Source organism: Sphingomonas sp. EC-HK361, assembly GCF_902498785.1.
In the GTDB taxonomy this organism is placed as follows: domain Bacteria; phylum Pseudomonadota; class Alphaproteobacteria; order Sphingomonadales; family Sphingomonadaceae; genus Sphingomonas.
On the sequence record NZ_LR701494.1, the window covers coordinates 520381 to 544777 of the forward strand.

Here is a 24397-nt window from a genome sequence, read left to right on the forward strand (position 1 = left end):
ATGTTGTCGGTGGCGACGGTCCGCTCAGCTCAGGGCGCGGCAGGCTATTTCGCCGCCGATAACTACTACACGGCCGACCAGCCCGAGGCGGCGGGCGAGTGGGTCGGCCGCGGCGCCGCGACACTTGGTCTGGTCGGGCCGGTCGACCAGAAGACCTTCGAGGCTGTGCTCCGTGGCGAACTCCCGAACGGTCAACAGGTCGGGGTTTCGGAGCGACACAGCGCCGGCGTCGACCTGACCTTTTCGCTCCCCAAGAGCTGGTCGCTGCTTGCCCTGGTCGGCGGCGACCGGCGCATCGTCGAAGCCTATCGCGAGGCCGTCAAACACACGCTCGCCTGGGCCGAAAAGAACGCCACCGAGACGCGAATGGAGGTGCGCGGGCGCGAGAAAGTGGTGGCGACGAACAACCTCGTCGTCGCTCTGTTCGAGCATGACACCAGCCGGGCGCACGATCCACAGGCGCACCTCCACGCGGTCGTCGCCAATGTCACGCAGGGTCCGGATGGCAAGTGGCGTGCGCTTCACAACGGCAAGCTCTGGCAGCTCAACACCTTGCTCAACGCCATCGCCATGGCTGGCTTTCGGGAGCGCGTCGAGGCCCTGGGATACAGGGTTGGCGACCGCTCCCGCCACGGCAATTTCGAAGCCGCGGGCATCCCGCGCAATCTCGTGATGGCCTTCAGCACACGCCGCCAGCAGATCCTCGCCAAGGTCGCGGAACTGGGCGCCAGAAGCCCCGCCGCGTTCGACGCCGCGACGCTCATGACCCGCCCGGACAAGGCGCCAGTCACCGACCGCGCCGCGCTTTACACCAGCTGGCGAGGCAGCGCAGCCGATGTCGGCCTGGATCTCGCCGGCGTGATGTCTGGCGCAGAGCGGATCGCCACTGCCACCGTCGCACCCTGGGCGCGCCTAGCCCAGTCGATTGGTTCGGTCGCGACGAGAATGAAGGATGTCGTCGGCGACCTCGGACGCAAGCTCGGGCTGGCGTCGAGTGACCCGTACCTGCCGCGACCAGGACCGGGTCTCCGCCCGGACAACGCCGCCGCGGCCCATGCCGTCGCCTCGGGAGTTCGGCACCTGGAGGCACGCGAGGCGGCCTTTGCCAGAACCGATCTCCTGAAGGCAGCGCTCGACACCGGGCTGCCCACCAATATCGAAGCGGTGGAGCGGCGCGTCGAGCAGCTCCTCGCCGCAGGCGCGTTGGTGCGCGGCGTGGGACGTCGGGACACGATGCTCACGACCGCGCAGGGCATCGCAACCGAGGCCGCGATCCTGGATGCGACCGAGGTCGGTCGCGGCCAGGGCCGTGCCTATCAGACGATCGCGCAGGCGCCCGCCGCGCTTCAGGACGCCGCCGCGAAGCGGTCAGGGATCAGGCTGAACGTCGGCCAGCAGGCCGCCGGCACCATGCTGTTGTCTTCGCCCAACCGCATCGTCGCGATCCAAGGCGTCGCCGGCGCCGGCAAGAGCAGCGTGCTTGCGCCCGCTGCCGAGATCATCTTGGGCCACGGTGACAAGGTGATCGGGCTCGCCGTCCAGAACACCCTGGTGCAGATGCTCCAACGCGAAACCGGTATCCCGTCGATGACCGTCGCGCGCTTCCTGAAGACGCATGAAGCCGCGCTGCGCTCCACGCCGGATCCGATCGCTCTGGCGCAGGCACGGACGACGCTGGGCGGCGCAGCGATCCTCGTCGACGAGGCCTCCATGCTGTCGAACCGCGACCAGTTGAGCCTCGTCCGGCTCGCCAATCTGGCAGGCGTCGGACGCCTGGCGTTCGTGGGCGATGCCCGTCAGCTCGGCGCGGTGGATGCCGGCAAGCCCTTCTCGGTCATGCAGCAGGCCGGTGCACCGACGGCCCAGATGAGCGAGAACCTGCGCGCGCGGAGCGAGGATATCCGCACAGCGGCTGCTGCGGCGCAGATCGGCGCCGTTGACCGCGCGATGGAAGCGTTGCGGCCCTTTACCGTCGAAGCGCCCGACCGGGCGAGTGCGGAAGCGGCTGAGCGCTGGCTGGCGCTGCCGGATGCCGACCGGGCACGCACCGCGATCTACGCTTCAGGGCGACGGCTGCGCGCCGAGGTGAACAGCGCGGTTCAGGCCGGCCTGCTCGCGCGCGGCGAGCTCGGTCCCGGCAAGCTGGATCTGACCGTCCTCGACCGTGTCAGCCTGACCGACGAGGAACTGCGCTATCCGCACAGCTATGCGGCCGGGATGGTCGTCGAGATCAGCCGCGCGCAGCCGGGCCTGCGACTGCCTCGAGCCCGAGCCACTGTCGAGCGCGTCGATGCACTCGCCGGAACGGTCACGCTCAAGCTGTCGGGTGGCGCGGAGCGCGTCATCCGCCCTGCCAGGCTCCGCATTCGTGACGGTGCCTCCCCCGTCCAGCTCTATGAGCAGAAGAGCCTGACGCTCCACGAGCGCGATCGTATCCGGTGGACCGCCAACGACCATGATCGCGGCCTCTTCAACGCCGACCAGGCGCAGGTGATGGCGATCGATAGCGGGCGGGTGACGGTCGCGACCAGCCAGGGACTGACGGTCACGATGCGCGCCGATGATCCAATGCTCTCGCGGCTGGATCTCGCTTATGCGCTGAACGCCCATATGGCGCAGGGCCTGACTTCGGATCGGGGAATCGCGGTGATGGAAACCCGTGACGCCAAGCTCGTCAACCAGCAGACCTTCCTCGTCACCGTGACCCGCCTGCGGGACTCGCTGACGCTGATCGTCGACAGTGCCGACAAGCTCCAGGCGAAGCTGGCGCGCAATCCGGGCGGCAAGACCTCAGCCCTGGAGACGACCGGCCAGCTGCGATCCGCGCCGGGCCGGGACGGCAGCCGCACATCCGTCACTCCTCCCGAACGGAGCCTGGATTTAGACCCTGGCCGCAGCAAACCCTATGACATCGGCATCTGATCCGGCCGTTTTAGCTTCGAGATTTAAGGCTCGGCATGGCCAAATGGATCGCGCTGACTAGGGTAGCTATCCATGCCGATGACCCAGGACCAGGAACGATGGGCCGAAGCGCTCGCGATCGAGCGGCTTCATGGCGGGCGGGCCATGGCCTGGATTTTGGAGCGGATCGAGGCGCTTCGGGCGAAGGGCGACGGCTTGGGCGTCGAGCGCTTCACCATCCTTGCCGCGCGCCTGGACCAGCTTCAGGTCGGCCGACACTCGACAATCGGCTGAATGCACCGACGGATCGACCGACGCCTGAACCGGCTAGGTGCCCGCTCGTTCGGTGCAGATGTCTTCGCTCGAAACCGCCTCCGTCGCTGGGACGTCAGCGTCGCCCCCGGTGACCCCGGACGGCCGCTACATCGTCGTGCGTGGCCGGCTCTGGCGGCGGGCCAACCCTGGCCTCGATGATCAGCAGCGCAAGGCGCTGACCGACCTGCTGATGAGCGCACGGCGGGCCGTGGGCGCAGCCCTGCGCGCCCGAGATGACACCGCACTCGCTGCCGCGCGGGCGCGAGTGCAGGGCGCGAAGGTCGCGCTTGGTGAGCGTGGCCCCGTCTGGTGGAGCGACGGCACGCCTGACCAGAACCGGCGGATGGCTCGGAACACGAACTATGCCGACTGGTACGAAACGCTCGGGAGCACGACATGAGCGACGTTGACGCATTGGGTCTGCCGCCCGAGGCATTTACCAAGCAGGACGGCGGGGCCGACCTCGATTGTTATGCGCCGCCCCGCCTGGTCACGCACATTGATGAGACAGCCGTCGAAGCGCTCACCGGCCACTATGCTGCGCGGTTGAAAGCCGGCGATCACGTCCTCGATCTCATGTCGAGCTGGGTCAGCCATTTGCCCGGCGACCTCGATCTCAAGGTCGTCGGTCACAGCATGAATGCGGAGGAGCTCGCGGCCAACCCGCGCCTCTGCCGATGGTTCGTTCAGGATCTCAATCAGAATAGCGTCCTGCCGGAGCCGGACGGTGCGTTCGACGCGGTCCTGGTGTGCGACGGGGTCCAATATCTTCAGCGCCCGCTGGCCGTATTTCAGGAGATCAGGCGCATTCTCACATCGGATGGGGTAGTGATCGCCAGCTTCTCGAACCGATGCTTCCCGACAAGGGCGGTGGCGATCTGGCGCGCGCTCGACATGAACGGCCAAGCTGCGCTCATACGGCTCTATCTCGAGAAAGCTGGCTTCCACGATGTCCAAGCGCATGTGCTCGCGGACGGTCAAAACGGCGATCCGCTGATCGCGGTGGAGGCGCGCCGCTGAGGTCAGCCGAAGCGGATGGTGTCCTCCAGCCCGGCAGCTTTGCTTGTTACGCCGGGCACCTCCTCGAGCTGCCGCACCGCTTCGAACCGGCCGCGCTCCTCGCGGTAGCGGACGATCTCGAACCCATGCCTCGTCAGCTGCGGAACCGCGTCGATCTCGTCCGCCGATGCCGTGTTGAGGTTGATCATACCTCTTTGCTCCACAACCGGACGAGCGGCCCTTCTGGCCTGGCTTGCCGAAGACTTCTTCGCCTTTGTCTGTACGACCAATACGCCGTCACGCCTCCAGCGCTCGGAAGCGACACCGTTGAGGTAACCGAGACGCAGCATGCGTCTTATGCGGCGATCATCGACGCATTGGCTTGCGGTTGACGCCACCGCTGCCGCAGCGATGGTTCGGTCATTCAGCTTCTGTCACTCGGCTGAGGACGCAAAGACCCATGAGACGACGTTGAACGCGCCTTATCGCCTTTTCGACTTCCGACATTCCTTCATCGGCTTGAGATCACCTGAAAACCCACTCGAATGGTGAGCATTGAGGGATGAAGCCGACGCTACCGCTGGCCCATCTGAACGGCGGCAATCCATCGATGCGGACGTTGCCTGAGCTGATGTATCGTCAGTCAGTCCCTTTGTACACCTGCGGCGCGTGGCGGCGCTACCGGCGGTATCGACGATAGAGATTGCACCTTGCGTCCCGCGCATCTCCGATAGCGCACAGATTGGCGCACGTGTTGCCTATCGCAATCTGCGCTCGCCGTCCTTCAACAGTCTAGCTATCGTAACCAGTTGAAGGGGGATCCGCTGCGGATGGACGAGCCAGCTGACGCGTCATCAAAAGGAAAGGACGATATCGCGCCGGTTGTTGCGGACCCGACGCAACGGCGAAACACGACCGATCCCGGCGACGCTACCAGTCGAAACTATCGGTATCAGCACGCCTACGGCATCATCATCATGGTCGCTGCGGATCGTGGCGTGCGGCCATATGTCGCGATCTGGTGTGAGCATCACGAAGACTTCCTCGCGCAACGCAGCGACAATGTCTTCGACGGCTATCAAATCAAGACCTCGCGGCCCGAAAGCGGAGCTTGGAAGCTCACTGATGGCGAACTGACCAAATCGATCGGTCGCTTCCTCGATCTTGTCGAAGCGTTTGGTGACAAGATCGGTGATCTGTTCTTCGTCTCGAACAAGGATTTCGACCGCGTCACGCCGGAGAGCAAGAATGAGCGCCAGAGGGGACGTTGCCCCGGTCTCTTCCTCAAGCATGTAAAAGCCTGCTCCGCCCGCAGCGAGATCGCCGCGCCCTTCGACAGTGCGTTCGATGAGCTCCAGGCCACCTGCGGTTGCAGCCCGGAGCAGCTGATCGCTGTCCTGCATCGGATGGACCTAGTCGTGGGACCCTCTCGCGGTGAGTTCGACGCGACGATCTCCAATGAGCACCTCCCTCAACTCGACGATTGTCGCAGTCTCACGCCCGACCAGCTCAACGCTTTCCGGGACGACCTCGTGGCGCTCATCCACCGGGCGTCATCGTTACAGGTGACCGATCCGATCCGACATCTTCGCCCCCTCGTCGCGCCGCGCGATGGCGATCCTGCGCTTGCTGCGAAGAAGATCGTGATCGCGGATGCGCTTCGATATGACGGCGGCTCTGCAACGCCAGACTTTCGCTATCCCGGCGATCCGAAGCTTGATCTCGGTGCCGGGCTGAAATCGGACGTCCTCGAACAGAAGTTCGACGCTGCCGGACTAAAGGAGGACATCGAATACATCAGCGAAAGGGCCCGAGCAGCGGAATATAACCTGCTCGAAGATATTATGCGGCGGCCGGAGCGTTTTCCCGCTCTGCTACGGCAAATTGAGCAGCGGGTGCATGGAGAGTTGTCCGAAGCCTATTTGCGCGCGCGCCAACAGACCGCCCCATTCGGCCCCGCCATGCTCATAGACGCGCAGGATAGGCTGCGCCGGGTAGCAGCCGATGATGCGGCAATAATCGGCGGCCATTCCTATGACTGTCTGGTGGGCGTCGCGGGATTGCTCACCGGCGAGTGCCGCGTGTGGTGGAGCCCTCGATTTCCGCTCAATCCGCCGGTGGTCACATGAGCCTTCGCCTCGTTCAAGCGGTAGCCGAGACCGAAAATCTCGACGATTTCCACCTCGGCCGATTGCTAGTTCTGCTGGCGAGCGCCGATGCTCGGAAGTCGACGCCGTCTACCAAGGCCAAGGCGGTCGAAGGCATCACCAAGCTAGCCAAGCTCGACTTCTTGCTGCGCTACCCTACGGCCTTGGAGAGGGCGCTGATCGAACTCGGCCGCGACCCGGCCGACGCAAAGGTGCAACCACGCGAACGGTCGTCGATCGAGGCGAAAATGGTTCGATTTCGCTATGGACCGTGGGATGCGCGCTATCGGCGTTGGCTGGGTCTTCTCGCGGCGCGCGGTCTCGTCATTCTGGGCCTGCAGGGCAATACGGTGCAGATCGGCCTCTCCGACGCAGGCAGAGTGCTGGCTGCCGAGTTTCAAGCGGATCCGCTGTTCGCCGACCTCGCCCGCCGTGCCGATGTGGTCATGAAGGCGGTTGGACCGATGTCGGCCACGCGGCTGAAGGATTTCGTGTACGTCGCGATCCCCGAGATCGTTGATATGAAGTGGGGAAGGGAAATCGATCTATGAGGCAAAACCTCTTGTCTCGCCCCGTCATCGTCGGCGTCCAAGCATGAAGTTCAGGCTCACCTCTCTTGTCCTGAACCTTCGGCGTGGCGCGGTTCAGATCGATTTCGCCGACGTCAGCTATTTTTGGGGTCAGATGGGTGCCGGCAAGACCAGCATCCTGCGGCTAATCGACTATTGCCTGGGCGGCAGCATCCAGCTCTCCCCCGCTATGCAGGATGAATTCGTTTCGGCGACGCTCGGTGTGTTGCTTTTGAACGGTGAAATCACGATCGAACGTCCGCGCGATTCGGACCGGGTTATCGCCAAGTGGGGCGAAGGCGACGAGGGGTTCGAGCTGAGCCTTCCGGCGCGACGTCCCGATGGTGAGGTGCTGCCGGGGACCGGTGTCGAACAACTCTCGGACTTGATCTTTTGGCTATCCGACATTCGCCCGCCCCGTGTGCGAAAGAGCAAGACACGTGACGATAGCGACACCGCCCGGCTCTCGTTGCGGGATTTGCTCTGGTACTGCTATCTCGACCAGGACGAGATCGACAGCTCCTTTTTTCACCTGGACGAGAGCGCTCCATTCTACAAACGGTACAAGAGCCGTGACGTGCTGCGGTACGTCATCGGGTTCCACGATGAGAGGGTCGCCGAGCTCGAAGCTGAACTGGATCAGTTGCGTGGCGAACGTCTCGCGCTAACGGCGACGATCGACGGTCTAGTCAAGGTACTCAAGGAAGTCGGAGTCGAGTCCGAGATGCAGATCCTGCAGCGCGTCTCGGGGCTGCGGGATCAGGCCGCAGGCTTCTACGCGGAGATCGAGTCGGCCCGAGAGCGCACGACACGCGACCAGGGAACCGACCATGCGGCCGACATCCTGCGCGCGCAGGCGCGTGAAATGGGGGTAGAACTCGGCCGCTTAGACGAAGCGATCGCGAATATTCTCGAGGCCCAGGAGCGGGACCGGCGGCATTTGCACGAGATCGAGACGCTTTCCCTCAAGTTCCGGAGGTCTGTGTCTGCCAAGGCGGTGCTGACCGGCGTCGCGTTTGAGTCATGCCCTCGGTGCGCGCAGGATTTGCCCGAACGGGATACCGGCTGCTGCAAGGTTTGCGGCCAGGCCGACAATGTCGAGATTGCCGATCCAGTCGAACTGGCGGTGATCGAGCGAGATGCGAAAGCCCGGATCGCGGAACTCAATGGCATTCTCGCGCTGCATAATGCCAAGTTAGGAGCACTGCGAAGCGAAAGGGAATCGTTGCTCGCGACAAAGGCTCGCATCGAGCGTGAGCGCAATGAAGCGATGCATCGGTACGACACGGCCTATCTTTCGACCATGATCACGGCTGAGCGCGAGGCAGCGTCGCTGTTGCAGGAGGCCGAGAATATTGGATCTCTGATCCGCCTGCCTCGCATGGTCGAGGCGCAGCGTGAAGGTCTCGCTGAGATCGTAGGCAAGGAACAGCGGCTTCGCGCGGAACTCAAGGAAACCCGAGAGGCCGCAGAGAGCGACGCCACCAACCTCGATCAACTTAAAGAGTATTTCCTCGATTGCCTGGTTCGCGCAGGCGTCCCCGGCATTACGGAGAATGATCGCGTCCAAATACCAACTCCGTCATTCTATGCGGAAGTCTTTGGCCCCAATCCCAATCAGCACGCAGTCACGACATTTGCGACAATTAGTAGCGGAGGCAAGAAAACTCTCTTCAAATGCTGCTTTGCGATCGCCGTGCATCGGCTTGCTGTTCAATTGAAAGCGCCGCTGCCCGAATTGCTGATCATTGACTCCCCGATGAAGAATATCAGCGAGCGGGAGAATCGTGATCAGTTCGAGGGCTTCTATCGGCTGCTCTACGAGCTCAAAGCCGGAGAGTTTCGCAACACGCAGCTGATCCTGATCGATAAGGAATTTTCGCCACCACTCGAGCAGACGGACTTCGCTCTGTTCGAGCGGCACATGCGGCCCGGCGACCCAGAGAACCCGCCGCTAATTCCATATTACAACGGAAAGTGAAGTCGCGAGTGGGCCGCCTCAGCGCGATTAGCAAAAGACGCGCAAACAACGCCGGGCCTGTCTGAGTCAAGAAGGCTGGGATCCGCCTATGTCCGCAAACGGCTTCTAATGGCATCTGAGAGCCCGAAAGCGGACAGGCCGCTCTCCACCCATTGTGGCGGACGTTTCTGCTTCCGCACGCATTAGCCTTCGGGGTCAACCCGGCGCGGCTACACTGAGTGGGCTTCAGCTCCCCTGAGAGGAGGTATGCTTGGCATGGCGCTTGAGCCTGTCGGATCGAGAGAAGCGCTGCTATGACACTGTGCGAGCAAACAGGTGCTGCATGCCGGACCCGACCTTTCCCGATCCAGCCCGAAGCGGCGATCGTCTCCGTGCGCTGGAGGATGAGCGCATGATGCAACGAAGCACCTACCAAGCAGACGCACTGGATGGCTTTCGCGAGGCTGGTCAGGCCTGGAGCGAGAACCGCTCAACGGCATATCTTCTGCGGAAAAGCTGGGCCGACCCCCTAAGCCGCGCTTTGACGGTTATAGTATTGTCGATCATCGCGCTCGTTTGGGCTTATCTTCTGCTTTCCTAATTCTGTTCTCCGAAAGCTGTGGAATGGACTGGCCCCAGGATCGGGCACGATCGGCACCCTTCTTCGTTGGCGGTCCAACCGCCTCGGTATCAGCCTCGCGAAGGTGGCGCGATTGGGACACTCTCGCCCTGCCCAGGTGTTGAGCCGCTTCGACTTCTGCACGAATGCTTTCGGTCTCAGCGCTAATGTCCGTCGCCTGAATTGCCCCGACGACACTTCCGGCAGCCCCTTCGCCTGATCTGAGCGCCCGGACTTCGCTGCTCCTACGAACGGTAAGCCCAGTGATCCCGGCTGAGCTTGGCTTCACTAAACGTGTCGCCAGGTCCGTCCGCATGCGATCGCTGGCGTGAGAGACATAGCGCTGCAGCAGCATGTTACGCTCGCTTTCAAGCTGGGGGTCCCCGCTGGACCAGTGCGTTGCGTTGGCGGGATCGAAGTTGCCATAGACAAGTGGTGTTTTGGCAATTTCGTCTCGGGCGAAGGTCAGGAAGGCGTCGCTAGTGTTCAGCGCACCGCTGACTGTGGCACCGTCACTCAGTGACCAGCGCTGCTCCAGGCGATTTGCTTCCTCGTAAAATTTTCGCGCCTCTCGGCTGAAGCTGTTCGCCTCGGTGATGCTCGATGACATACCGGACGCACGGCTTGCCACGTCCGTCTGCGACGTCGCCACGACTGACCTATCGAACGTGTCGCGGTTTGTCGCCCAGCCCCGGTTGGAGGACCATTGAGTGAGCGCGTCCTCAATACGGGCGCCGTCCCGTGATACGGAAGCAACGTCGTTGTCCGTCCAGCGTCGCGTGATCCCAGCACTCGCGCTTGCAGATGCGCCGATGCGAGCGGCACCGAAGTTCGCACCTATACCTGCCTCCGCACGAGCCGTACCGCTGACAAACTTCTCGACGGCGATCGAATCCGCAACCTCGGCGCGCAGCCCGAAACGGCTCTGGAGCATCCGCGACGCCTGATCTACCTCGTTGAACGTCGAAGAGATGTTCGCCCGATCCTCGTTCCCATAGCTCTCGGAAACTGAGCGGTCCGTGCTCATGGCATGGCGGAACTCCTGAAATCGGCTTACTGCATTGCTGGTGCTCTGAACCGCTTGATTGGAGAGGGTCTCACCACGGCTTCGCGTTTCCGACGCGACCTTTGCGGCCTCCGCAGCGACGGATTGGGTGACCTGCGGCATGAAGGGCAGCTTGGATACGGGTACGTCGAGGAGTTGATTGCTCGCGAAGCTCGTCGAGAGCGTGCCGGTGTCATTAAACGACCGGGTCTGCGCGGCACCGTAGGTGAAGCTGGGTGCCTGGTTCCACTGGTCGTGCTGGCGCGTTTTTACGGTCTGATTGTCGAAGCTTGAGTTCCCCAGCGCGATGTTGCCGGTGGACGCTTCTCGCGCCGCTTCCTCGGCAGCGTTCTGCGACGGATTGAGGTAGCTCGTCGCTTGGCTCGAGATCGCCATCGCGCCGCGAGCGATTCCTCCAGCGAGGAACGGGATCGAGGCCACGAGATAGCCGGCGAGAAGGCTGATGTCGTCGTTAGCCTCGCTCATGCCGGTGAAGCTTGCGAGCGTCAGACCGGAGCCGCCGCTGGCACCCGCCACCTCGGCCGCTCCTTTGAACATCATCACCATGTGAAGGATGACGTAGAGGGGCCCCCACGCGGCCAGATAGAAGAAACCGGTCAAGTATCCCTTCAGCGCATAAGGCCCGCTGCGCGGCATTAAGAACAGCGGGAAGAGCACCGGGAACAGCGCATAGAAGACCACCGTTAGGACGATGTTGAGGACAGGCACCCATTTCATCGCGGCGTGGGCAATCGAGCCGTAGGTTCGCTCGGTCTGGATGTCGGCCCGGGTCTGCGCATAGACGTCGACGTTGCCAGTGCCGCTGGTGCCCGCCGCGCTGTGCATCGCCTGCTGCATCGCGTTGATCGTGAGCGTCTGACGCATGATCGTGCTGGCGGACGCAGAGACGCCGGTCAGGTACTGATAGGCGATCGGCAGGTCGGCGAAGAGCTTGGCGCGGGCGAGATCAGCCGTCTGCTTCGGGTAGAGCTGCCGCCCGAAGGCGCGGCCGAGATCATCGACCATACCGTTCCACTGGCCGCTGAGGCTCGTGTACGCCTCGCGGCAGGTCTGAATGGTTGAGGTGACCGCTCCTGAGCCATCGCGCGTCAGGAAGCGCTGTGCACGTGCCTGGCTGCCGGGCGCGATCGCTGTCCAAAGATCAGGTGTGGTTGCCAGCGTCTCCATCGAGTAGCGGCCGAGCAGCACGTCGTAGAAGACACACTGCTTGAAATGCTCGTCGAGATTGGCCGCGAACTCGGGATCGTTGATCCTGAGGCTGCGCGTCGCCTCAAACAGCCGCGAGCCGTAGATCATGCCATTGCGGCTGTAGTCGAGGTCGCCCGGCAGGCCGAAGACCAGTTCGGACGATCGGACGAGATAGTCGCCCACCTGGCTCGTGAAGCTCGCCATCATGGCCAACCCAAGCGGCACATTGGCGACCTGCGCGGGCGCGAGGCTCGGGTTGATGCGATCGGTGACGTGCACGTCGAGCCGCGGCACCATCAGCACCATGTACATGAGCGTCGCCTGCAGGAACCAGTGCAGCCATGCCTTCCAGTCGAGGTTGAAGGCGACGATCAGGACAGAATAGGCAAGCCCCATAACCATGACCACCTGCAGGAGGCTCTTGTAGCCCCCTGCCCCGGTCCAGGCCGCGACTGCGTTGAGGACGGCGACGATGTACTCGCCCCCGCCGATCGTGAAGAGCTCGACCGTGCCCATCTAGTCTGATCCCAAAGCTTAGTTGAGGCCGCGCGCGGCGACGCCGCGGGACCAATCGAGCGACGCCGCCATCCCCGGCGACATCGAGTTCGCGAGCACGTTTTCGAGGAACTGCGTCTTCTGAATGATCGCCATGATCGCGGTCACCCGGGCCTGTGTCGTCTGCTGGCGATCGGCGAGCGTGGTCCGGGCCGTGTTGATCTGCGCCGTCCAGGTCGCGAGCTTCGCCTCGTCGGCGGCAATGAACGTCGCCTTTGACTTGCCGACCTCGCTCACCAGCTGGTCGAGGATCGCGTAGAGGAGGTCGATCGAAGCGATCTCGGCGAGGGTCGAGCGGTCGTCGGTGGAGAGCCCGCGCGCGTAGGCAGCCTGCACGGTCAGGATCTTATACAGCGGGATGGAGGAGATCTGGAGCAGCTCCTTCTGCTCGGGGCTGATCGCCGTGTCGGTTCGGATCGCCTCGACCATGCCGTCGATCAGCGCGGTCACGCGCGGCCGCAATGCCTTGGCGGTTGGCACCGACAGCGGGCTAAGCGTCGGGTTGAGACACTGGTCCTCGGTGTCGCAGTGATAGGCCTGAACCTCGCCGGCGCTGGTGCCATCGAGGAGCGCGGTGACGAGCGTCGATGTCGTGTCACCGGTCAGCGGCTGGAAGCGACCCGCATCGCTGTCGGTCGGCGGCACGTAGATGATCGTGCCGACCATGGTCATGACGTACTCGGCGAGGTCCCGATCGAAGCTGCCGCCGGCGTTGAAGAACTTGGAACCCCGCAGCACGTGCCAGGTGTAGTTGCGCGGCACCGCGCTGTTCACGGCATCCCACTTGGACGGATCGGCGCCGTTGATGGTCGAACTGCGATCACCCTTGCTGCCACAACCGTGCTTGGCGGCGGCATAGTCCGAAAAGATACCGTCCGAGTTGCCGATCGCCTCGCAGATCGCCTTGTCGGCGAGGTCACCCTTCGGCCACACCGAGCCGACGAGCGCCTGGGCGGCTTCGCAGCTCGAGATATTGAGATTGTTCATGAGCTGCGCCTTCTGGGCGAACTCATCCATGACCTTCGAGCATTCCGGGCAGACGGTGTCGATCGCGAGCTTGAAGGCGAAGCCGATCGCGTTGTTCGCGACCGCCTTCAGCATGGCGACGATTTCGCTCGAGTTGATGAAGCTGAAGCTGCCAGCGAACAGGTCGATGCCGCCGCAGCCCGCGCGCGCCGACGGCAGCTGCACGTTGGCGAGGTTGGTCGTCTTCTGCGGGAAGCGCGTCCAGACGTTGCCGAGGCTGTAATAGCCTGCCGACTGGCCCTGAAAGGCGCTCGGGCCGGTCACGTTGGCGGCACTGCCGGCTTCCGTCACAAACCGGTCCATCGCGCTGCCGACGTCCGCCGCAGCAGGCGCGGCCGGCAGCACCAGCGGCACAACCGCGCCGGTGAGGCTCAGCGAGCAAGCCAGCGTGCCCGCCAAACGGGTGTAGCGGCCAAGAGCAGCGCCCGTGGTGGCGAGCGCGGAACGGGCGAGCGCGCGCAGGCGCCCGGCAACGGTCGCTGGATCAATAGTCACTGCCGGCCTTTCGCTGGGTAAGGAGGAAGATGCGCTCCATCAGCTCGTCGGCAGCGATGATGCCGTAGCCGATGGGAATGGCGGTCTGGGTCGCGCTGTCGAACAGGACCACGGCGGGCGTGACCCTGGCGGTAAGGCCCATTCGTGTCCGCTGGTTGGTCTCGACCGTGTAGCGCGGAAAGGTCTCGGACGGCCCGCCGTCCGTCGAGATCGCACGAACCGTCAGGTGGTGGGTGTCAGCAACCGCCTTCACGATCGGCGACATGACACGGCACGAGCCGCAGCTCTGGGCGAAGAAGTAGAACAGCCCGTAGCGTGCCCCAAGCCGATCAAGCGCCTGGTCGCGTTCGACCTTGCGCGCATCGGTCCACTGCTGCTTGGCGACCGTCCCGACCGGCCGCTGAAGCGTGTAGTCGAGGTCAGGTGCCTGCCAGAGCGACCGCTGCCACACGTCGCCGAACAGTGACGCGCGATCGAGCTGGGCGCGCTGGAAGCGGATATAGGCGGTGACATTGTCTGGCGTCGGCTCGAGGATCGCTCGCGCCTTGAGCTCGCGCAGTTCGGCCGTGACCGCGTCCAGCTGCTCTGCCGCCGACTTCGCCGGCGGTGGTGGCGGGACGGTCGCCGGTTCCTCGTCTCGTGGACGCTCGCAGTAGAACCAGGTGCCGAGTTTGCGATCCTGGCAGTAGAAGCGGTCACCCGCCTGGATCGTCTGACGGTCGGCCGGCGGCTGGGCCTGCGCCGGCGCCAGCATGAGTGCAGTCGCGACGAGCGCGACGATGCGCGTAAGCATGACGACCGGCCTCATCGGCCGCCTCCATTTATCACGTAAAAGTCCTCGATCTTGCGCTGCATCGTCTCGACGGTGCCGAGTTCTTCCGGCAGCTTGGCCGCATCCTGGAACTCGGCATAGACCTCGGAGAAGTTCATGCGGCTGAGGTCAAGCCGGGCGAACTCGTCGATGGTGAAGCCTTGGCAGCTTTCCCGCTTGGGCGAGCCCCATGGTTTGTTGATCTGCGCCCGCCCCTGCTCCTGCAGGATCCGGCTGAGCTTGGACTCGAAGCAGCAATAGGCCTTCTTCTTGGTGACGCAGATGCCGAAGACACTGTCCGAACAATAGCTGCCGACATAATGGCAGAGCCCCTGCGCATCGCGCTGGTGCAGCAGCACTTCCTCGCGGTTGCAGCCGAGCGCCACCAGCAGCTGGGAGTAAGGGATCAGCGGGAAGGCCTTGCCCGCGCAGCAGTTGAGGATGCCGAAAACCTTGGAGTGGCAGGTCTCTCGCTCGCCCTTGAACAGCGTCAGGTTGGCCGGATCGAACTCCTTGCCGGCCTGCGACGCAGCGTTGAGCGCGACCGCGGCATCCTTGAACTCAGTGTTCGGCTGGCGATCGATCGTCTCGCACTCGCCATTGACGCAATAGATGTCGCCATCGCAGACATATTGCTTCTCGGGTGCGGGGCCGCCCGGCACCGAGCAGACATAGATGCGCTCGCGGGTGGGGCACGGCACCTCCTCGGTCAGGCACTCTTCCCGGGCGAACCGGCAATTGCTGTCATTCTCGAGCGTACCGCAGTCCTGCGCCGGCACCGCGCGATGGCATTCATAGGTGCGCGTCCACGCCCAGCAGGGCTTCGTGACCGAAACGCCGTCGATGACACGGGTGACCGGATCGCTCGATGTACAAGTCTCGTCCGTGCTGGTGCAGCTCGCCTCGCCCGCGAGGCTCGCGCATTGGCTCTCGTCACGCCGTTCGCTGACGCTGCTGCTCGTCTCGGTGCCGCGGAGCGTGCCGCCGGCGACTTCCGCGTCACAGAGCAGCTCATGAACCGGTTCGCCCGGCTCAGTGCACCATTCATAGGGCGGGCGATTGCGGCCCTGCAGGCAGCGCCCCTCGTGCGAGCCCGTCCGCTGGCACGAGGCCTGTTCGAAAAGGCTGCAGTCATCGACACGGTTGAAGCCGGCATTGAAGTCGCTGCACCAATAGCGATAGCCGGTCGTGCGCGTGACGCTGACGTTGAGCGGGATGGTGCAGCTGGCGGTGCGCTGTTCGAGCGCGACGCCGTTGTTGCAGGTTGCCTCATAGGTGCCCGTGGTGCCGCTCGATGGCGGCAACTCGCGGCACTTCCCCTGCCCGCCGCCAACGCTCATGCCGCTGACAAAATTGGTGGGATCATCAGAGATGGTCCGCCCACGGGCGATGGTCGCCTCGATGTCCTCAACGGCAATGCGCGGGCGGCTGTCGAGTGAGGAGCGCACCGTCGCATAGCCCTCGTTCGAGGCCGCTGCCGTTGCCGCCTGTCGCGCGATCGCGTCGGGATCGTCGAACAGGGTCGACTGGCTCGGTGTGCCCCCAAACCCCGGAACGCGATCGGCGGTCGGTTGAGTTTTGGCAGCGGTCTGCGCCTTACCGAGCACCTCTCCGCCGAACGCCTTGCCCTCCGCACGGGCCGCTTCGGTGCCGGTCTGGCTCTGTCCGAAGGCGCCGCTGCCGAGTCCGGCGGTAAATAGCGAGAGCGCCAGCGTGCAGCTGAGACGGGTCCGGCTCACCGTCGGTCTCCCAGGCGCGTACGATAGACAGCGGACACGCGCGCAGTGGCGCCGCCGCCGTCTGCGAAGGCGTCGAGCGCATAGTCAAGGCTGACATTGCCGGACATGCGGTCATGCGGCGGCAGCGCCGTGCGGCAGTCGAACCCATCGCACAGGTCGAAGTCGGTGGCGGTCACGACATATGCCGGCACCGCCTCGATGCCGAAGGCGCGGAACAGACGCGGGTCGATCCCGACGGCCGCTTTGACCTCGCCCTGCGGCAGCACCTTCGCGAGAGCGGTCGTGAAGGTGCGCGCCGAGTTGCCCGGCATGCCCCGGAACACGACGACGCCCCCGGCGCGCCCGACATCCGTGATCATCGCCTTGAGCGATGCCGGCGGCATGGAGAGGCTGGCGAAGGCGACGAGCCGCGGCGCGTCCTCCGGCGCCATCGGCCCGGCGGTCGCCGCGACCATGGTATCGAAGTCGAAGGTCGCCGTCGGATCGCCGGGACCCGCCTTCCTCGCATAGCGCGCCGACGCCGCGCGCGCGGTGGCGGCGCTCGCCGTCGCTTCCTGCCGCAGCGCCTCGCCGCGGCGCGCCACAACCTTGGTCAGCGCCTCGGCGTCCTGCGGCGACAGCTTTGCGCGGGCACGCACTCTGGCAAGGTCGAGCCCCTCGACGGTCTGCGCCGCCGATCCCGCACCCAGACCGAGGAGCAGGCCGACCAGCGCGGCGCTGCCGATAGTTAGGGAAACACGGCGCCGCATCACAGCACGCAGCAGTTGCGTTTGCGCCAGACGAGATAGCCCATATCTTCTCCGATCGCGGGATAGACTTGGCCGGCCGACATGAAGGTGGTCGACGCGCCGATCGGCGCGCAGGCGTAGCGCCCGCCGGTCTGGGGATTGGGGTTGGTGGCTTGGAAGCGGTATTGCTGCTTACGCATCACCGGCATCAGGTAGCTGCCGCACAGGCCCTTGCTGCCCATCGTGCCCCAGGCGACGAGCTCGCGGTGGAGCTTGTAGGCGAAGCGGGCAAGCGCGAGCCGTGAGGCCTGCACATGGCCGATCGACGCGCCAATGTTGCCGTTGAGCGGATACATCGTGCCCTGGCAGCCCGCGCACCAGAAGAGCGGGTCGGTCGGCAGCCTGGCGCTCGCGGCGACGCAGTCGGCCGCGCAGGCGGCGAGTGCCAGCGGGTTGGCGAACAGCACCGCCTCCGGGTTGATCAGCGCGGTGAGCTCGGAATCCTGCCAGAGCGGATCGACCTCGGTGATGTAGAGGATGTCGATCGATCCCTGCTCAAGGCAGAGGAAGTCGGCGACGATTTCCATCCAGTACAGCAACGGATAGGCGTACCAGTGGACGTGCCAGCCGCTGGTGTTCTGCGCCTTGCCGCCGATCGCGCTCGGCCCGGCGATGGTCTTGAAGCCAATGTCGAACCCGGGATCGAGCTTGAGGCCGCCCAGGTTCACGAAGCACCACGGCTTCATGCTGACGTCGGCTAGCCGCACCGGCTCCCAGAAGCCCATGGCGATGCCGACACGCAGGCCGCACGCACAGACCGGCAGCGCTGGATTGTCGGTGTCGGGGCGACCGGCGAGCGAAGGCCAGATGTTGAGCCCGCCGACCGACATCGGAAACATGCAGCTCCAGCAGACGTCAGTGATCGGATTGACGAAGCGACCCGTGCACCGCCCCGGCGTCCCCTCTGCTCTTGCCGGCGAGGCGAGTACGAAGCTGACGATCAGCACGAGTGCGGCGAGGCCCGCCAGCAGCCAGCGGACGCGCCGGCGCACGATCAGGCGGCGCCGGGCGGACGCGGCAAACCACTCGCGATTGCTCACCGCGCTCACTTGCGATCTCCTTTTGTTCCCCGAATCACCAGTTCGCGGATGGCGAGCGTGCGCCCCTGCTGCTCGACGAGCGCCGGCACGGCATGGATGCCGAAGTGGCGGGTGAGCGTGCCCTGCTGGTCGAAGTAGAAGCGGCGCTGCTCGGCCTTCATCAGCGCGAAGGGCGATCCGCCAACGAGGATGAGCTTGGCGTTGAGCGCCGTCGTCGTGCTGCGCGCCCAGGCGACCTGCGCCGGATCGTCGCCATCGAGGAACACCAGCCGCTGGCGGAGCGGCACCGTGTCGAGCGGGTTCACGCGCGTACCGGCAGCCACCACGATGCGGCCCCGTCCGTCGCGCAGATCCTCGCGCACGGTGATTGTCGGATCGAAGGTCCAGCGCCGCTCCTCGGTCGCTGGGGCGATCCCGGGCACGGGTGCCGGGCGGCGCACCCGCGCGGCGGTGCGCTCGGCCAGCTGCCGGTTCGCGCGATCAATCGCACCGCTCGCCTGCATTGTCGTCAGCCGCTGCTGGATCACCGAAAGCAGGTCCGCCTCGATGACCGGGAAGACCGCGCCCTGCTGGCCATAGTCGTGCGCCGCCGCCGGAGCGGCGAGGAGCAGGGCTGCGAGCCCGAGCGGGACAAGCCGCGTGCTCACAGGATCGCCTTTCCGACACCGATCAACTGGCGACCGCAGACCCAGCCGATCAGTGCATAGCGGCTGTCGAAGCTGTCCTTGTTGGGCGTGCCGACGAAGTAGCAGCCGCGCGGCACGATTCCGGTCGGCCCGAGCGCCAGCGGCTCGCCGCGCAGCGTTTGCTCCTTGGCGAGCGCCACCGCCCGGCCGTTGACGAGGAACAGCCGTCCCCGACGCGTCACCTTGTCACCGGCGATGCCGTAGACGACCTTGCCGAACGGCGGATGATCGCGCCCAAAGTGACGCTCGAGCAGCCGGCTCGCCGGTGGATCGAAGAAGATCGTGTCGCCACGTGCGGGCAGACGATGGCGCTCGACCAGAAACGCCCAGCTGGGCAGGCTGGTGCTCTGGTTGACCAGAAAGACGTGCCCGTCGCTCCAACTGGCCAAGCTGGCATAGGCGCTGGCCGCGGCCGCGACCGCCAGCATCACGCCCCAGCGCTGGCGGCGAACGGGCGACCAGAAGCGCCGGTCGATGGATTCAGCGGCGGTCATGCTCGGCCTCCATCGCGCGGGCGACCCGCGCCCGAACGTCAGCGGTGCGGTCGTCGACGGAGCGCCCAAGGGTTGCTTCGGACACGAGGACGGTCGTGCCGCCCTGCCCGAATTCCGCGACCGCCTTGTTGACGGCCGCGAGATAGCTCGCCGTGCGGCTTGCGGACTGTTCGGGCGTGCCGCCGTTGCGGGCCTCGGCAGCGACGAAGTCCTCGACCAGCCGCGAGAGGCTGACCGACACGATCCGGCGCTGCTGGAGCTCGACCACCGTCCGCGTCGTCCACGCCGCCCAGACGAGCGCGGCAGTGAGCAGGACGGCGGCTATTACGCGCGCGACCGGCCAGCCCGCGATCGTGCGGTGCTTGCGGACAGCGGGCTCAGCCATTTTGGCCTCCGCGCGCCAGATCGCGCCGCAGCTTGCCGACGAAGGACGGCAGCCGAGCGATGACGAGGAGGCCGACCAGGCCGAGGATTAGCGCCAGCACCTGCCGATCGAAGTGCGCGCGCGCCAGCGGATCGGCGAACAGATAATGGGTCGAGAGGTTCTGGAGGTGCGCGAAGAAGCGTAGCGGTCGCCCGTCTGCGGCGACGACCAGGAAGGCGAGCACCATCCCGAGCGCGGCCAGCAGGGTGCCGGCGAGCCAGAGGCTGACGCTCAGGCCGACATGGCAAATGTCGGACGCGATGCGGCCGGCGCGCGCGAGCCGCGCTCGCAAAGTGGGTCGGGGATCAGCCATTGCGGCGCTCCGGATGGGTGGGATCGACCTCGCCGCGCGCGACGGCGTCGATCGCTTCGGCGATCGGCTCGCCGGCCGCGACCCGTGCCTCGATGGCGGCATAGGTGTCGGGCGAGGAGGAGAAGACGGTCGCGGAGAAGCGGTCGAGCACCAGCCGGCCGATCGCCTGGCACTCCGGGCCGCGGATGAAGACCTCCGAATATTCGCTGCCCGATCGCTTCAGCGAGCGGATCAGCCCTTCGGTGCGGTCGTCCATGTCGAGCCGGGCGGACTTGCGCAGATCGGCGATCGTCTCCGGCTTCTGCTGGAGCACCAGCATCCAGTCGGAGTTCTCGAGCGCGGCGGTGGCGCCATCCGACTTGTAAAAGTCGTTGAGCGACTGCGTCGCGGTGCAGAGCGCCCCACCATATTTGCGGGCGGTACGGGCATAGGTCTCGACGAAGTCGGACATCGACCCGCCCTTGAGCATCGCCCAGGCCTCGTCGATCAGCAGCAGCTTCTTCACCGAGCGGGGTGAGCGCGTCATCGCCTGGCCGGTCATGAACATGATCGCGGTGAGCACAACCGAGCGCAGCTCCTCGCGGGTCGCGAGGTCCGACATCTCGAAGACTGTGAAGTCGGCCTCGAGCCGGAGCGTCGCCTCGCCATTGAAGAACCCGCCATAGGTGCCGCCCGCGCGGAACGGGCCCATGGCGATGGCGAGATTGGCAGCGTCGGCATTGCCGGTGCCTTCGAGCGCAAGCGCAACCGCCTCGACCGATCCTGCCCTGCCCTGCTCTTCCCAGACTCGGTTGACCGCCTGGTCGATCAGGCCGCGCTCGGTGTCGGTCAGCCGGTCAATGAAGCGCGCCATCTGGCCGACGATCGACTTGAGCATCGCCATGCAGTCGAGACGATAATCCTCGTCCTCGACGACCCGTCCGGCGTCGATCATCGAGAAGGGATTGAGGCAGAAGCCGCTCGCCAGGGTGAACTCGATGAAGCGCCCGCCCTGCAGACGGCAGCTGTTCATGAAGGAGCGACCGTCATCGATGACGACGACCTTGGCGCCCGCGCCGCACAGGCTCGCGCACATCTCCTGCAGCAGCACCGACTTGCCCGAGCCTGATTTGCCGAGAATCGCGACATTGTGGTTGCCGGCGCCATTCTCGAACGGCGACCAGAAGAAGGGCTGACCGCGCCGACCGAGGAACAGCAGGTGCGGCACGGCGCCGCCGAGATATTCACCCTGGACAGGTGCGATGTTCGCCGCCGTGGTCGACAGCATCGTCCGCATGCGCCGGCAGCGTTCGAGGTCTGCGGCGAGCCCGTCGGCGAGGGTCAGCGGCATCGCCGCGAGCAGGCCCTGCACCTGGAGGAAGCGCTCGTCGGCGAGGTCCCAGCCGGCCGACTTGTAGAGCGACTTGACCATGCGCTCGTTCCGGTCGCCGTCGCCCGCCGGCGAGAAGGTCGTCACGCCGTAGAAGGCGCGGACCAGCCGCCGGCCTTCCTGGAGCTGCGCCTGGACCTCGCGCCACTCGGCTGCCTGTTCACGGAGCTTGGGCACGTAGCGCGCGGACTTGCCTTCGGAGAGGCTGGTCGTGCGCAGGAACTTCATGCCTGCGCGCGTCGAGGCGGCCTCCTGGTCGGGATAGACGAGGCAGAGCATCGTCGCCGCGGGGCACGGGTAGCGGAGCTTGTCGGTGAACAGGTCGCCGATCAGCCGCGCGGTCTCCCACGGCGTCCAGCGCACCGGCATGTTGCGGACGCCGAAATGCCGGACGTCGAAGCTGTCGGGATAGATCTCGCCGATCTCGGGCGCCTCGCCGTCGTGCCCGCCGGTCGGACGAAAGCGCTCGGTCCGGAGCAGCATTCGGCTTTCCTCGACGGTGAGCTCTATATCGCGGCGGATCGCCTGATCGGCGATCGGGTCGAGCGGGTTGTAGTCGATGGCATCGTCTCCGCTCGCGGTGGTCGGCGAAGTCAGGTCGTCGAGGAAGGCGATGAGCTCGACTGGGTCGACGTCGAGTGCCGGCACGTCGAGCGAGCGCAGCACGCCGACGAGGCTCTCGCGCACCGCCACCAGCTCTTCCTTGGACGTGCTGCCGTTCGCGGGCACGCCGACCGACACGAGCAGCTGGTGATGACGCGCGTGGAAGGGCGCACCGCTGGAACCGCTGCTCCAGACGAGGTCGTAGAGGCACTGGGTGCGCGCCCGCGCGATCTGCTCGTACACGCCGCCACGGGCGTAGCGCGGCGCGAACCAGGGCGCGATGTTGCGGCTGATCCGTGGAGACGCCCAGTGGACGATCTGCACGCAGGCGCCCGCCGGCAGCCCTTCGGACAGGAATTGGCCGAGCAGGTCGCCGACCCGCTCGTCGGCGCCGACGAGGGGTGCGACGTTGAGGATGAAGCCGGACGAGCGCGCGTTGAGGTAGAGCTTGGTCGAGGGCTCGTAGACCCGGTACGGCAGGAAGCTCGACAGCATGTCGAGGCCCAGCACCGGACGCTCGCCCTCGCTCTCCTCGGCATCGCCGAACAGTCCGGTCATGAGCGATCCGGTGAGCGTCTTCAGCGACAGGCTCATCGCGGCTGCTCCTGCCCTGCGGGCGCGCTGAACGGGCTCGCATCACCTTCGGCTGGTGATGTGCCCTGGTCTGACCGCTTGCCCAGCCGCGCCAGATCGGGGGTGGCCAGCGTCTTGAGCCGCGCCCGCGCGGCCGCCGCGTCACCTTGCGGGAGCACGACCTTTCCAGGCGGCAGGGACGGTCGCACGGTCTTGTTCGGTTCAGCGGAAGCGGCTGACGCAGGCGTTGCGTTTCCGGTGCCGCTGCCGATCCGGTGCCCGGCGCGCGCGGCCGCTAGCGATGCCGCGGTCGGCGCGCCGGGATCGACCGCGCGGGGCAACGCGGCCGAACTGAAAGGTTGAGGGGCTTGAGCGGGAGGAGTCTCAAGCCCCTCGATCACCGGTGCCGAAGCACCGGCGATCGCCTCGCGCAGGGAGGAAGGGGCGGGACTGCGCGAGATCTCGGAATGCGAAGTCGGGTCGGTGGCCGCGGTGAAGGTCCAGCCAGGCTGCTCGACTACGGCATGGACGGTGGCCGCATCGTGCAGCACGCCGGTCTCATCGACATGCGCGGGCAGCAGGATGGAGAGCATACGCTCGCCCGTCCGGACAGCGACGCTGCCGCCACGACCCGTCCGCGGCGGGTGCCGATCGGGCCCTACTGCAGGATCGGCCCCGTCCTCGGCGACTTGGCCGATTGCGGCCGCATCGATCCTGGTCATCGGCGCGCAGGTGCCGGCCGGCGCACGGCAGGTGAAGTCGCCCTTCACCGTGCCGCCGAGCGTCGTGCAGCCACCGAGCGCCGACGCGCCGGCGAGCAGGAGCGGGAGAATGGCGCGGTTCATGCCCGGCCTCCCACGACGAAGGCCTTGAGCTGCTCGGCGGTGTGGAAGCCCTGCAGCACCGCACCATCGGCGCGGATGATTACCGGCGTGCCGCCGAACCCGTGCTTGCGGGCGAACGCCTCGTTCGCGTCGAGCCCCGACACGTCGCAGGTCTCGCCCGGCGCCACCGGCTGGCCGGCATAAGCGGCATGCGCCGCGGCGGCGGGATCGGGCGCGCAGAGCACCGCCTCGGCGAGCTTGCGGCTCTCCACGCCAAAGATCGAGATCGGGCGCTCCTCGACACGCGCACCCATGCGGGCGAGCTCGGCGGCGAGCTTGCGGCAGTAGCCACAATGAAAGTCGCTGAGGACGACGAGCCTGGGTCCGTTCGCCGGGCCCCAATGGATTGCGCTACTGGCGGGCAGGCTGGCGAGGTCGACCTTGGCAGCCGCCGGCGTCGCCGCGGCAGGCTTCGCCTCCTCGTCATCGCGCCGGCCCGCAGCGCCAGCGGCGAGCAAATCCGGGTTGAGCTCGAGCAGCCGCGTCGCGGTCAGGTCGCTGCGCGCCTCCATGTCGTAGAGCCGCCCAATCATCAGGTAGCGCGCGCTTCGGTCGACGTAGAAGAGCGTGGTGCCGGCGACGACTTCGCACAGCCCGCCGAAGCGACCGCAGTCGATCGCCCCGATGCGGGTCTTCGGCAGGCGCAACTTGAGCGCCGCGCGGACCAGTGTGGTGTCCACGCCGGCCATCGCTGGGGCGGCATGGACAGACTTGGCGACCAGCCCTGCCCCCATGCCGAGCGCGAGCGACGCGGAGGCGATCAGGCTCCAGAACGGCGCGCCTTCCATGCGGCGCATCCTGGCCAGCTCGCGGCCAAGACGAGTGTCGGACGA

At 65.7% G+C, this 24397-nt stretch carries 21 protein-coding genes; 7 read left to right on the forward strand and 14 right to left on the reverse strand.

Annotated features, from left to right (window positions below):
* From mobF to BOS5A_RS09775, 4 genes are all read left to right on the forward strand, one after another.
* A complete protein-coding gene (gene mobF / locus BOS5A_RS09760; protein WP_151954948.1) occupies nucleotides 1-2922 on the forward strand; it encodes a MobF family relaxase in 2922 nt (973 codons plus the stop codon).
* A 78-nt stretch (nucleotides 2923-3000) separates the two neighbouring features.
* Nucleotides 3001-3195 (forward strand): DUF6961 family protein, encoded by a 195-nt coding sequence (locus BOS5A_RS09765; protein WP_151954949.1) that lies wholly within the window; start codon nucleotides 3001-3003, stop codon nucleotides 3193-3195.
* Between the two features lie 58 nt (nucleotides 3196-3253).
* Nucleotides 3254-3616 (forward strand): hypothetical protein, encoded by a 363-nt coding sequence (locus BOS5A_RS09770; protein WP_151955936.1) that lies wholly within the window; start codon nucleotides 3254-3256, stop codon nucleotides 3614-3616.
* Nucleotides 3613-4236 carry a class I SAM-dependent methyltransferase gene (locus BOS5A_RS09775; protein ID WP_151954950.1) on the forward strand — a complete coding sequence of 208 codons (624 nt, stop codon included), beginning with the start codon at nucleotides 3613-3615 and terminating at the stop codon, nucleotides 4234-4236. The genes BOS5A_RS09770 and BOS5A_RS09775 overlap by 4 nt, the downstream gene beginning before the upstream one ends.
* 2 nt (nucleotides 4237-4238) lie before the next feature.
* Here the strand turns inward: BOS5A_RS09775 and BOS5A_RS16160 are convergent, their stop codons facing one another.
* A complete protein-coding gene (locus BOS5A_RS16160) occupies nucleotides 4239-4565 on the reverse strand; it encodes a helix-hairpin-helix domain-containing protein (RefSeq protein WP_234419292.1) in 327 nt (108 codons plus the stop codon).
* 459 nt (nucleotides 4566-5024) lie between these two features.
* Between BOS5A_RS16160 and BOS5A_RS09785 the strand changes: the two genes are divergently transcribed.
* The 3 genes from BOS5A_RS09785 to BOS5A_RS09795 are packed head-to-tail and all read left to right on the forward strand — an operon-like array spanning nucleotide 5025 to nucleotide 8912.
* Nucleotides 5025-6344, forward strand: a complete 1320-nt coding sequence (locus BOS5A_RS09785; protein ID WP_151954952.1) for a dsDNA nuclease domain-containing protein — start codon at nucleotides 5025-5027, stop codon at nucleotides 6342-6344.
* The gene (locus BOS5A_RS09790; protein WP_151954953.1) at nucleotides 6341-6913 is read left to right on the forward strand and encodes a hypothetical protein; all 573 of its coding nucleotides are present in this window, start codon (nucleotides 6341-6343) and stop codon (nucleotides 6911-6913) included. The genes BOS5A_RS09785 and BOS5A_RS09790 overlap by 4 nt, the downstream gene beginning before the upstream one ends.
* A 43-nt stretch (nucleotides 6914-6956) precedes the next feature.
* Nucleotides 6957-8912, forward strand: a complete 1956-nt coding sequence (locus BOS5A_RS09795) for a hypothetical protein (RefSeq protein WP_151954954.1) — start codon at nucleotides 6957-6959, stop codon at nucleotides 8910-8912.
* 542 nt (nucleotides 8913-9454) lie between these two features.
* Here the strand turns inward: BOS5A_RS09795 and BOS5A_RS09800 are convergent.
* The 13 genes from BOS5A_RS09800 to BOS5A_RS09860 all read right to left on the reverse strand — a co-directional run bounded on the left by BOS5A_RS09800 (nucleotide 9455) and on the right by BOS5A_RS09860 (nucleotide 24361).
* Nucleotides 9455-12280: a conjugal transfer protein TraG N-terminal domain-containing protein gene (locus tag BOS5A_RS09800; protein ID WP_151954955.1), complete on the reverse strand. Its 2826-nt coding sequence runs from the start codon at nucleotides 12278-12280 to the stop codon at nucleotides 9455-9457.
* A gap of 18 nt (nucleotides 12281-12298) precedes the next feature.
* Nucleotides 12299-13648, reverse strand: a complete 1350-nt coding sequence (locus BOS5A_RS09805) for a conjugal transfer protein TraH (RefSeq protein ID WP_151955937.1) — start codon at nucleotides 13646-13648, stop codon at nucleotides 12299-12301.
* A gap of 181 nt (nucleotides 13649-13829) precedes the next feature.
* Nucleotides 13830-14648: a conjugal transfer protein TraF gene (traF, locus tag BOS5A_RS09810; protein WP_234419293.1), complete on the reverse strand. Its 819-nt coding sequence runs from the start codon at nucleotides 14646-14648 to the stop codon at nucleotides 13830-13832.
* Complete coding sequence (locus tag BOS5A_RS09815; protein WP_234419294.1) at nucleotides 14645-16390, reverse strand: conjugal transfer protein TraN; 1746 nt, start codon at nucleotides 16388-16390, stop codon at nucleotides 14645-14647. The genes traF and BOS5A_RS09815 overlap by 4 nt, the downstream gene beginning before the upstream one ends.
* Nucleotides 16387-17139, reverse strand: a complete 753-nt coding sequence (gene trbC / locus BOS5A_RS09820) for a type-F conjugative transfer system pilin assembly protein TrbC (protein ID WP_151954956.1) — start codon at nucleotides 17137-17139, stop codon at nucleotides 16387-16389. The genes BOS5A_RS09815 and trbC overlap by 4 nt, the downstream gene beginning before the upstream one ends.
* The gene (gene traU / locus BOS5A_RS09825) at nucleotides 17139-18125 is read right to left on the reverse strand and encodes a conjugal transfer pilus assembly protein TraU (RefSeq protein WP_423228913.1); all 987 of its coding nucleotides are present in this window, start codon (nucleotides 18123-18125) and stop codon (nucleotides 17139-17141) included. The genes trbC and traU overlap by 1 nt, the downstream gene beginning before the upstream one ends.
* Nucleotides 18126-18223: 98 nt before the next feature.
* A complete protein-coding gene (traW, locus tag BOS5A_RS09830; RefSeq protein WP_151954957.1) occupies nucleotides 18224-18865 on the reverse strand; it encodes a type-F conjugative transfer system protein TraW in 642 nt (213 codons plus the stop codon).
* Nucleotides 18862-19398, reverse strand: a complete 537-nt coding sequence (locus BOS5A_RS09835) for a S26 family signal peptidase (RefSeq protein WP_151954958.1) — start codon at nucleotides 19396-19398, stop codon at nucleotides 18862-18864. Before BOS5A_RS09835 ends, traW begins: the two co-directional genes overlap by 4 nt.
* Nucleotides 19385-19783 carry a TrbI F-type domain-containing protein gene (locus BOS5A_RS09840; RefSeq protein ID WP_151954959.1) on the reverse strand — a complete coding sequence of 133 codons (399 nt, stop codon included), beginning with the start codon at nucleotides 19781-19783 and terminating at the stop codon, nucleotides 19385-19387. Before BOS5A_RS09840 ends, BOS5A_RS09835 begins: the two co-directional genes overlap by 14 nt.
* Nucleotides 19776-20135, reverse strand: coding sequence for a hypothetical protein (locus BOS5A_RS09845; RefSeq protein WP_151954960.1), 360 nt, complete (start codon nucleotides 20133-20135; stop codon nucleotides 19776-19778). The genes BOS5A_RS09840 and BOS5A_RS09845 overlap by 8 nt, the downstream gene beginning before the upstream one ends.
* Nucleotides 20128-22701, reverse strand: a complete 2574-nt coding sequence (gene traC / locus BOS5A_RS09850) for a type IV secretion system protein TraC (RefSeq protein WP_151954961.1) — start codon at nucleotides 22699-22701, stop codon at nucleotides 20128-20130. The genes BOS5A_RS09845 and traC overlap by 8 nt, the downstream gene beginning before the upstream one ends.
* The gene (locus BOS5A_RS09855; protein WP_151954962.1) at nucleotides 22698-23525 is read right to left on the reverse strand and encodes a TraV family lipoprotein; all 828 of its coding nucleotides are present in this window, start codon (nucleotides 23523-23525) and stop codon (nucleotides 22698-22700) included. Before BOS5A_RS09855 ends, traC begins: the two co-directional genes overlap by 4 nt.
* Nucleotides 23522-24361, reverse strand: a complete 840-nt coding sequence (locus tag BOS5A_RS09860) for a DsbC family protein (RefSeq protein ID WP_442800524.1) — start codon at nucleotides 24359-24361, stop codon at nucleotides 23522-23524. Before BOS5A_RS09860 ends, BOS5A_RS09855 begins: the two co-directional genes overlap by 4 nt.
* Nucleotides 24362-24397: the final 36 nt, after the last annotated feature.

Excerpts from the sequence above, each read along its gene's own strand:
- mobF (WP_151954948.1), top strand. The coding sequence starts at position 1 with ATGTTGTCGGTGGCGACGGTCCGCTCAGCTCAGGGCGCGGCAGGCTAT.
- BOS5A_RS09765 (WP_151954949.1), top strand. The coding sequence starts at position 3,001 with ATGACCCAGGACCAGGAACGATGGGCCGAAGCGCTCGCGATCGAGCGG.
- BOS5A_RS09770 (WP_151955936.1), top strand. The coding sequence starts at position 3,254 with ATGTCTTCGCTCGAAACCGCCTCCGTCGCTGGGACGTCAGCGTCGCCC.
- BOS5A_RS09775 (WP_151954950.1), top strand. The coding sequence starts at position 3,613 with ATGAGCGACGTTGACGCATTGGGTCTGCCGCCCGAGGCATTTACCAAG.
- BOS5A_RS16160 (WP_234419292.1), bottom strand. The coding sequence starts at position 4,565 with ATGCTGCGTCTCGGTTACCTCAACGGTGTCGCTTCCGAGCGCTGGAGG.
- BOS5A_RS09790 (WP_151954953.1), top strand. The coding sequence starts at position 6,341 with ATGAGCCTTCGCCTCGTTCAAGCGGTAGCCGAGACCGAAAATCTCGAC.
- BOS5A_RS09795 (WP_151954954.1), top strand. The coding sequence starts at position 6,957 with ATGAAGTTCAGGCTCACCTCTCTTGTCCTGAACCTTCGGCGTGGCGCG.
- BOS5A_RS09800 (WP_151954955.1), bottom strand. The coding sequence starts at position 12,280 with ATGGGCACGGTCGAGCTCTTCACGATCGGCGGGGGCGAGTACATCGTC.
- BOS5A_RS09805 (WP_151955937.1), bottom strand. The coding sequence starts at position 13,648 with ATGGACCGGTTTGTGACGGAAGCCGGCAGTGCCGCCAACGTGACCGGC.
- traF (WP_234419293.1), bottom strand. The coding sequence starts at position 14,648 with ATGAGGCCGGTCGTCATGCTTACGCGCATCGTCGCGCTCGTCGCGACT.
- trbC (WP_151954956.1), bottom strand. The coding sequence starts at position 17,139 with ATGCGGCGCCGTGTTTCCCTAACTATCGGCAGCGCCGCGCTGGTCGGC.
- BOS5A_RS09835 (WP_151954958.1), bottom strand. The coding sequence starts at position 19,398 with ATGACCGCCGCTGAATCCATCGACCGGCGCTTCTGGTCGCCCGTTCGC.
- BOS5A_RS09840 (WP_151954959.1), bottom strand. The coding sequence starts at position 19,783 with ATGGCTGAGCCCGCTGTCCGCAAGCACCGCACGATCGCGGGCTGGCCG.
- BOS5A_RS09845 (WP_151954960.1), bottom strand. The coding sequence starts at position 20,135 with ATGGCTGATCCCCGACCCACTTTGCGAGCGCGGCTCGCGCGCGCCGGC.
- traC (WP_151954961.1), bottom strand. The coding sequence starts at position 22,701 with ATGAGCCTGTCGCTGAAGACGCTCACCGGATCGCTCATGACCGGACTG.
- BOS5A_RS09855 (WP_151954962.1), bottom strand. The coding sequence starts at position 23,525 with ATGAACCGCGCCATTCTCCCGCTCCTGCTCGCCGGCGCGTCGGCGCTC.
- BOS5A_RS09860 (WP_442800524.1), bottom strand. The coding sequence starts at position 24,361 with ATGCGCCGCATGGAAGGCGCGCCGTTCTGGAGCCTGATCGCCTCCGCG.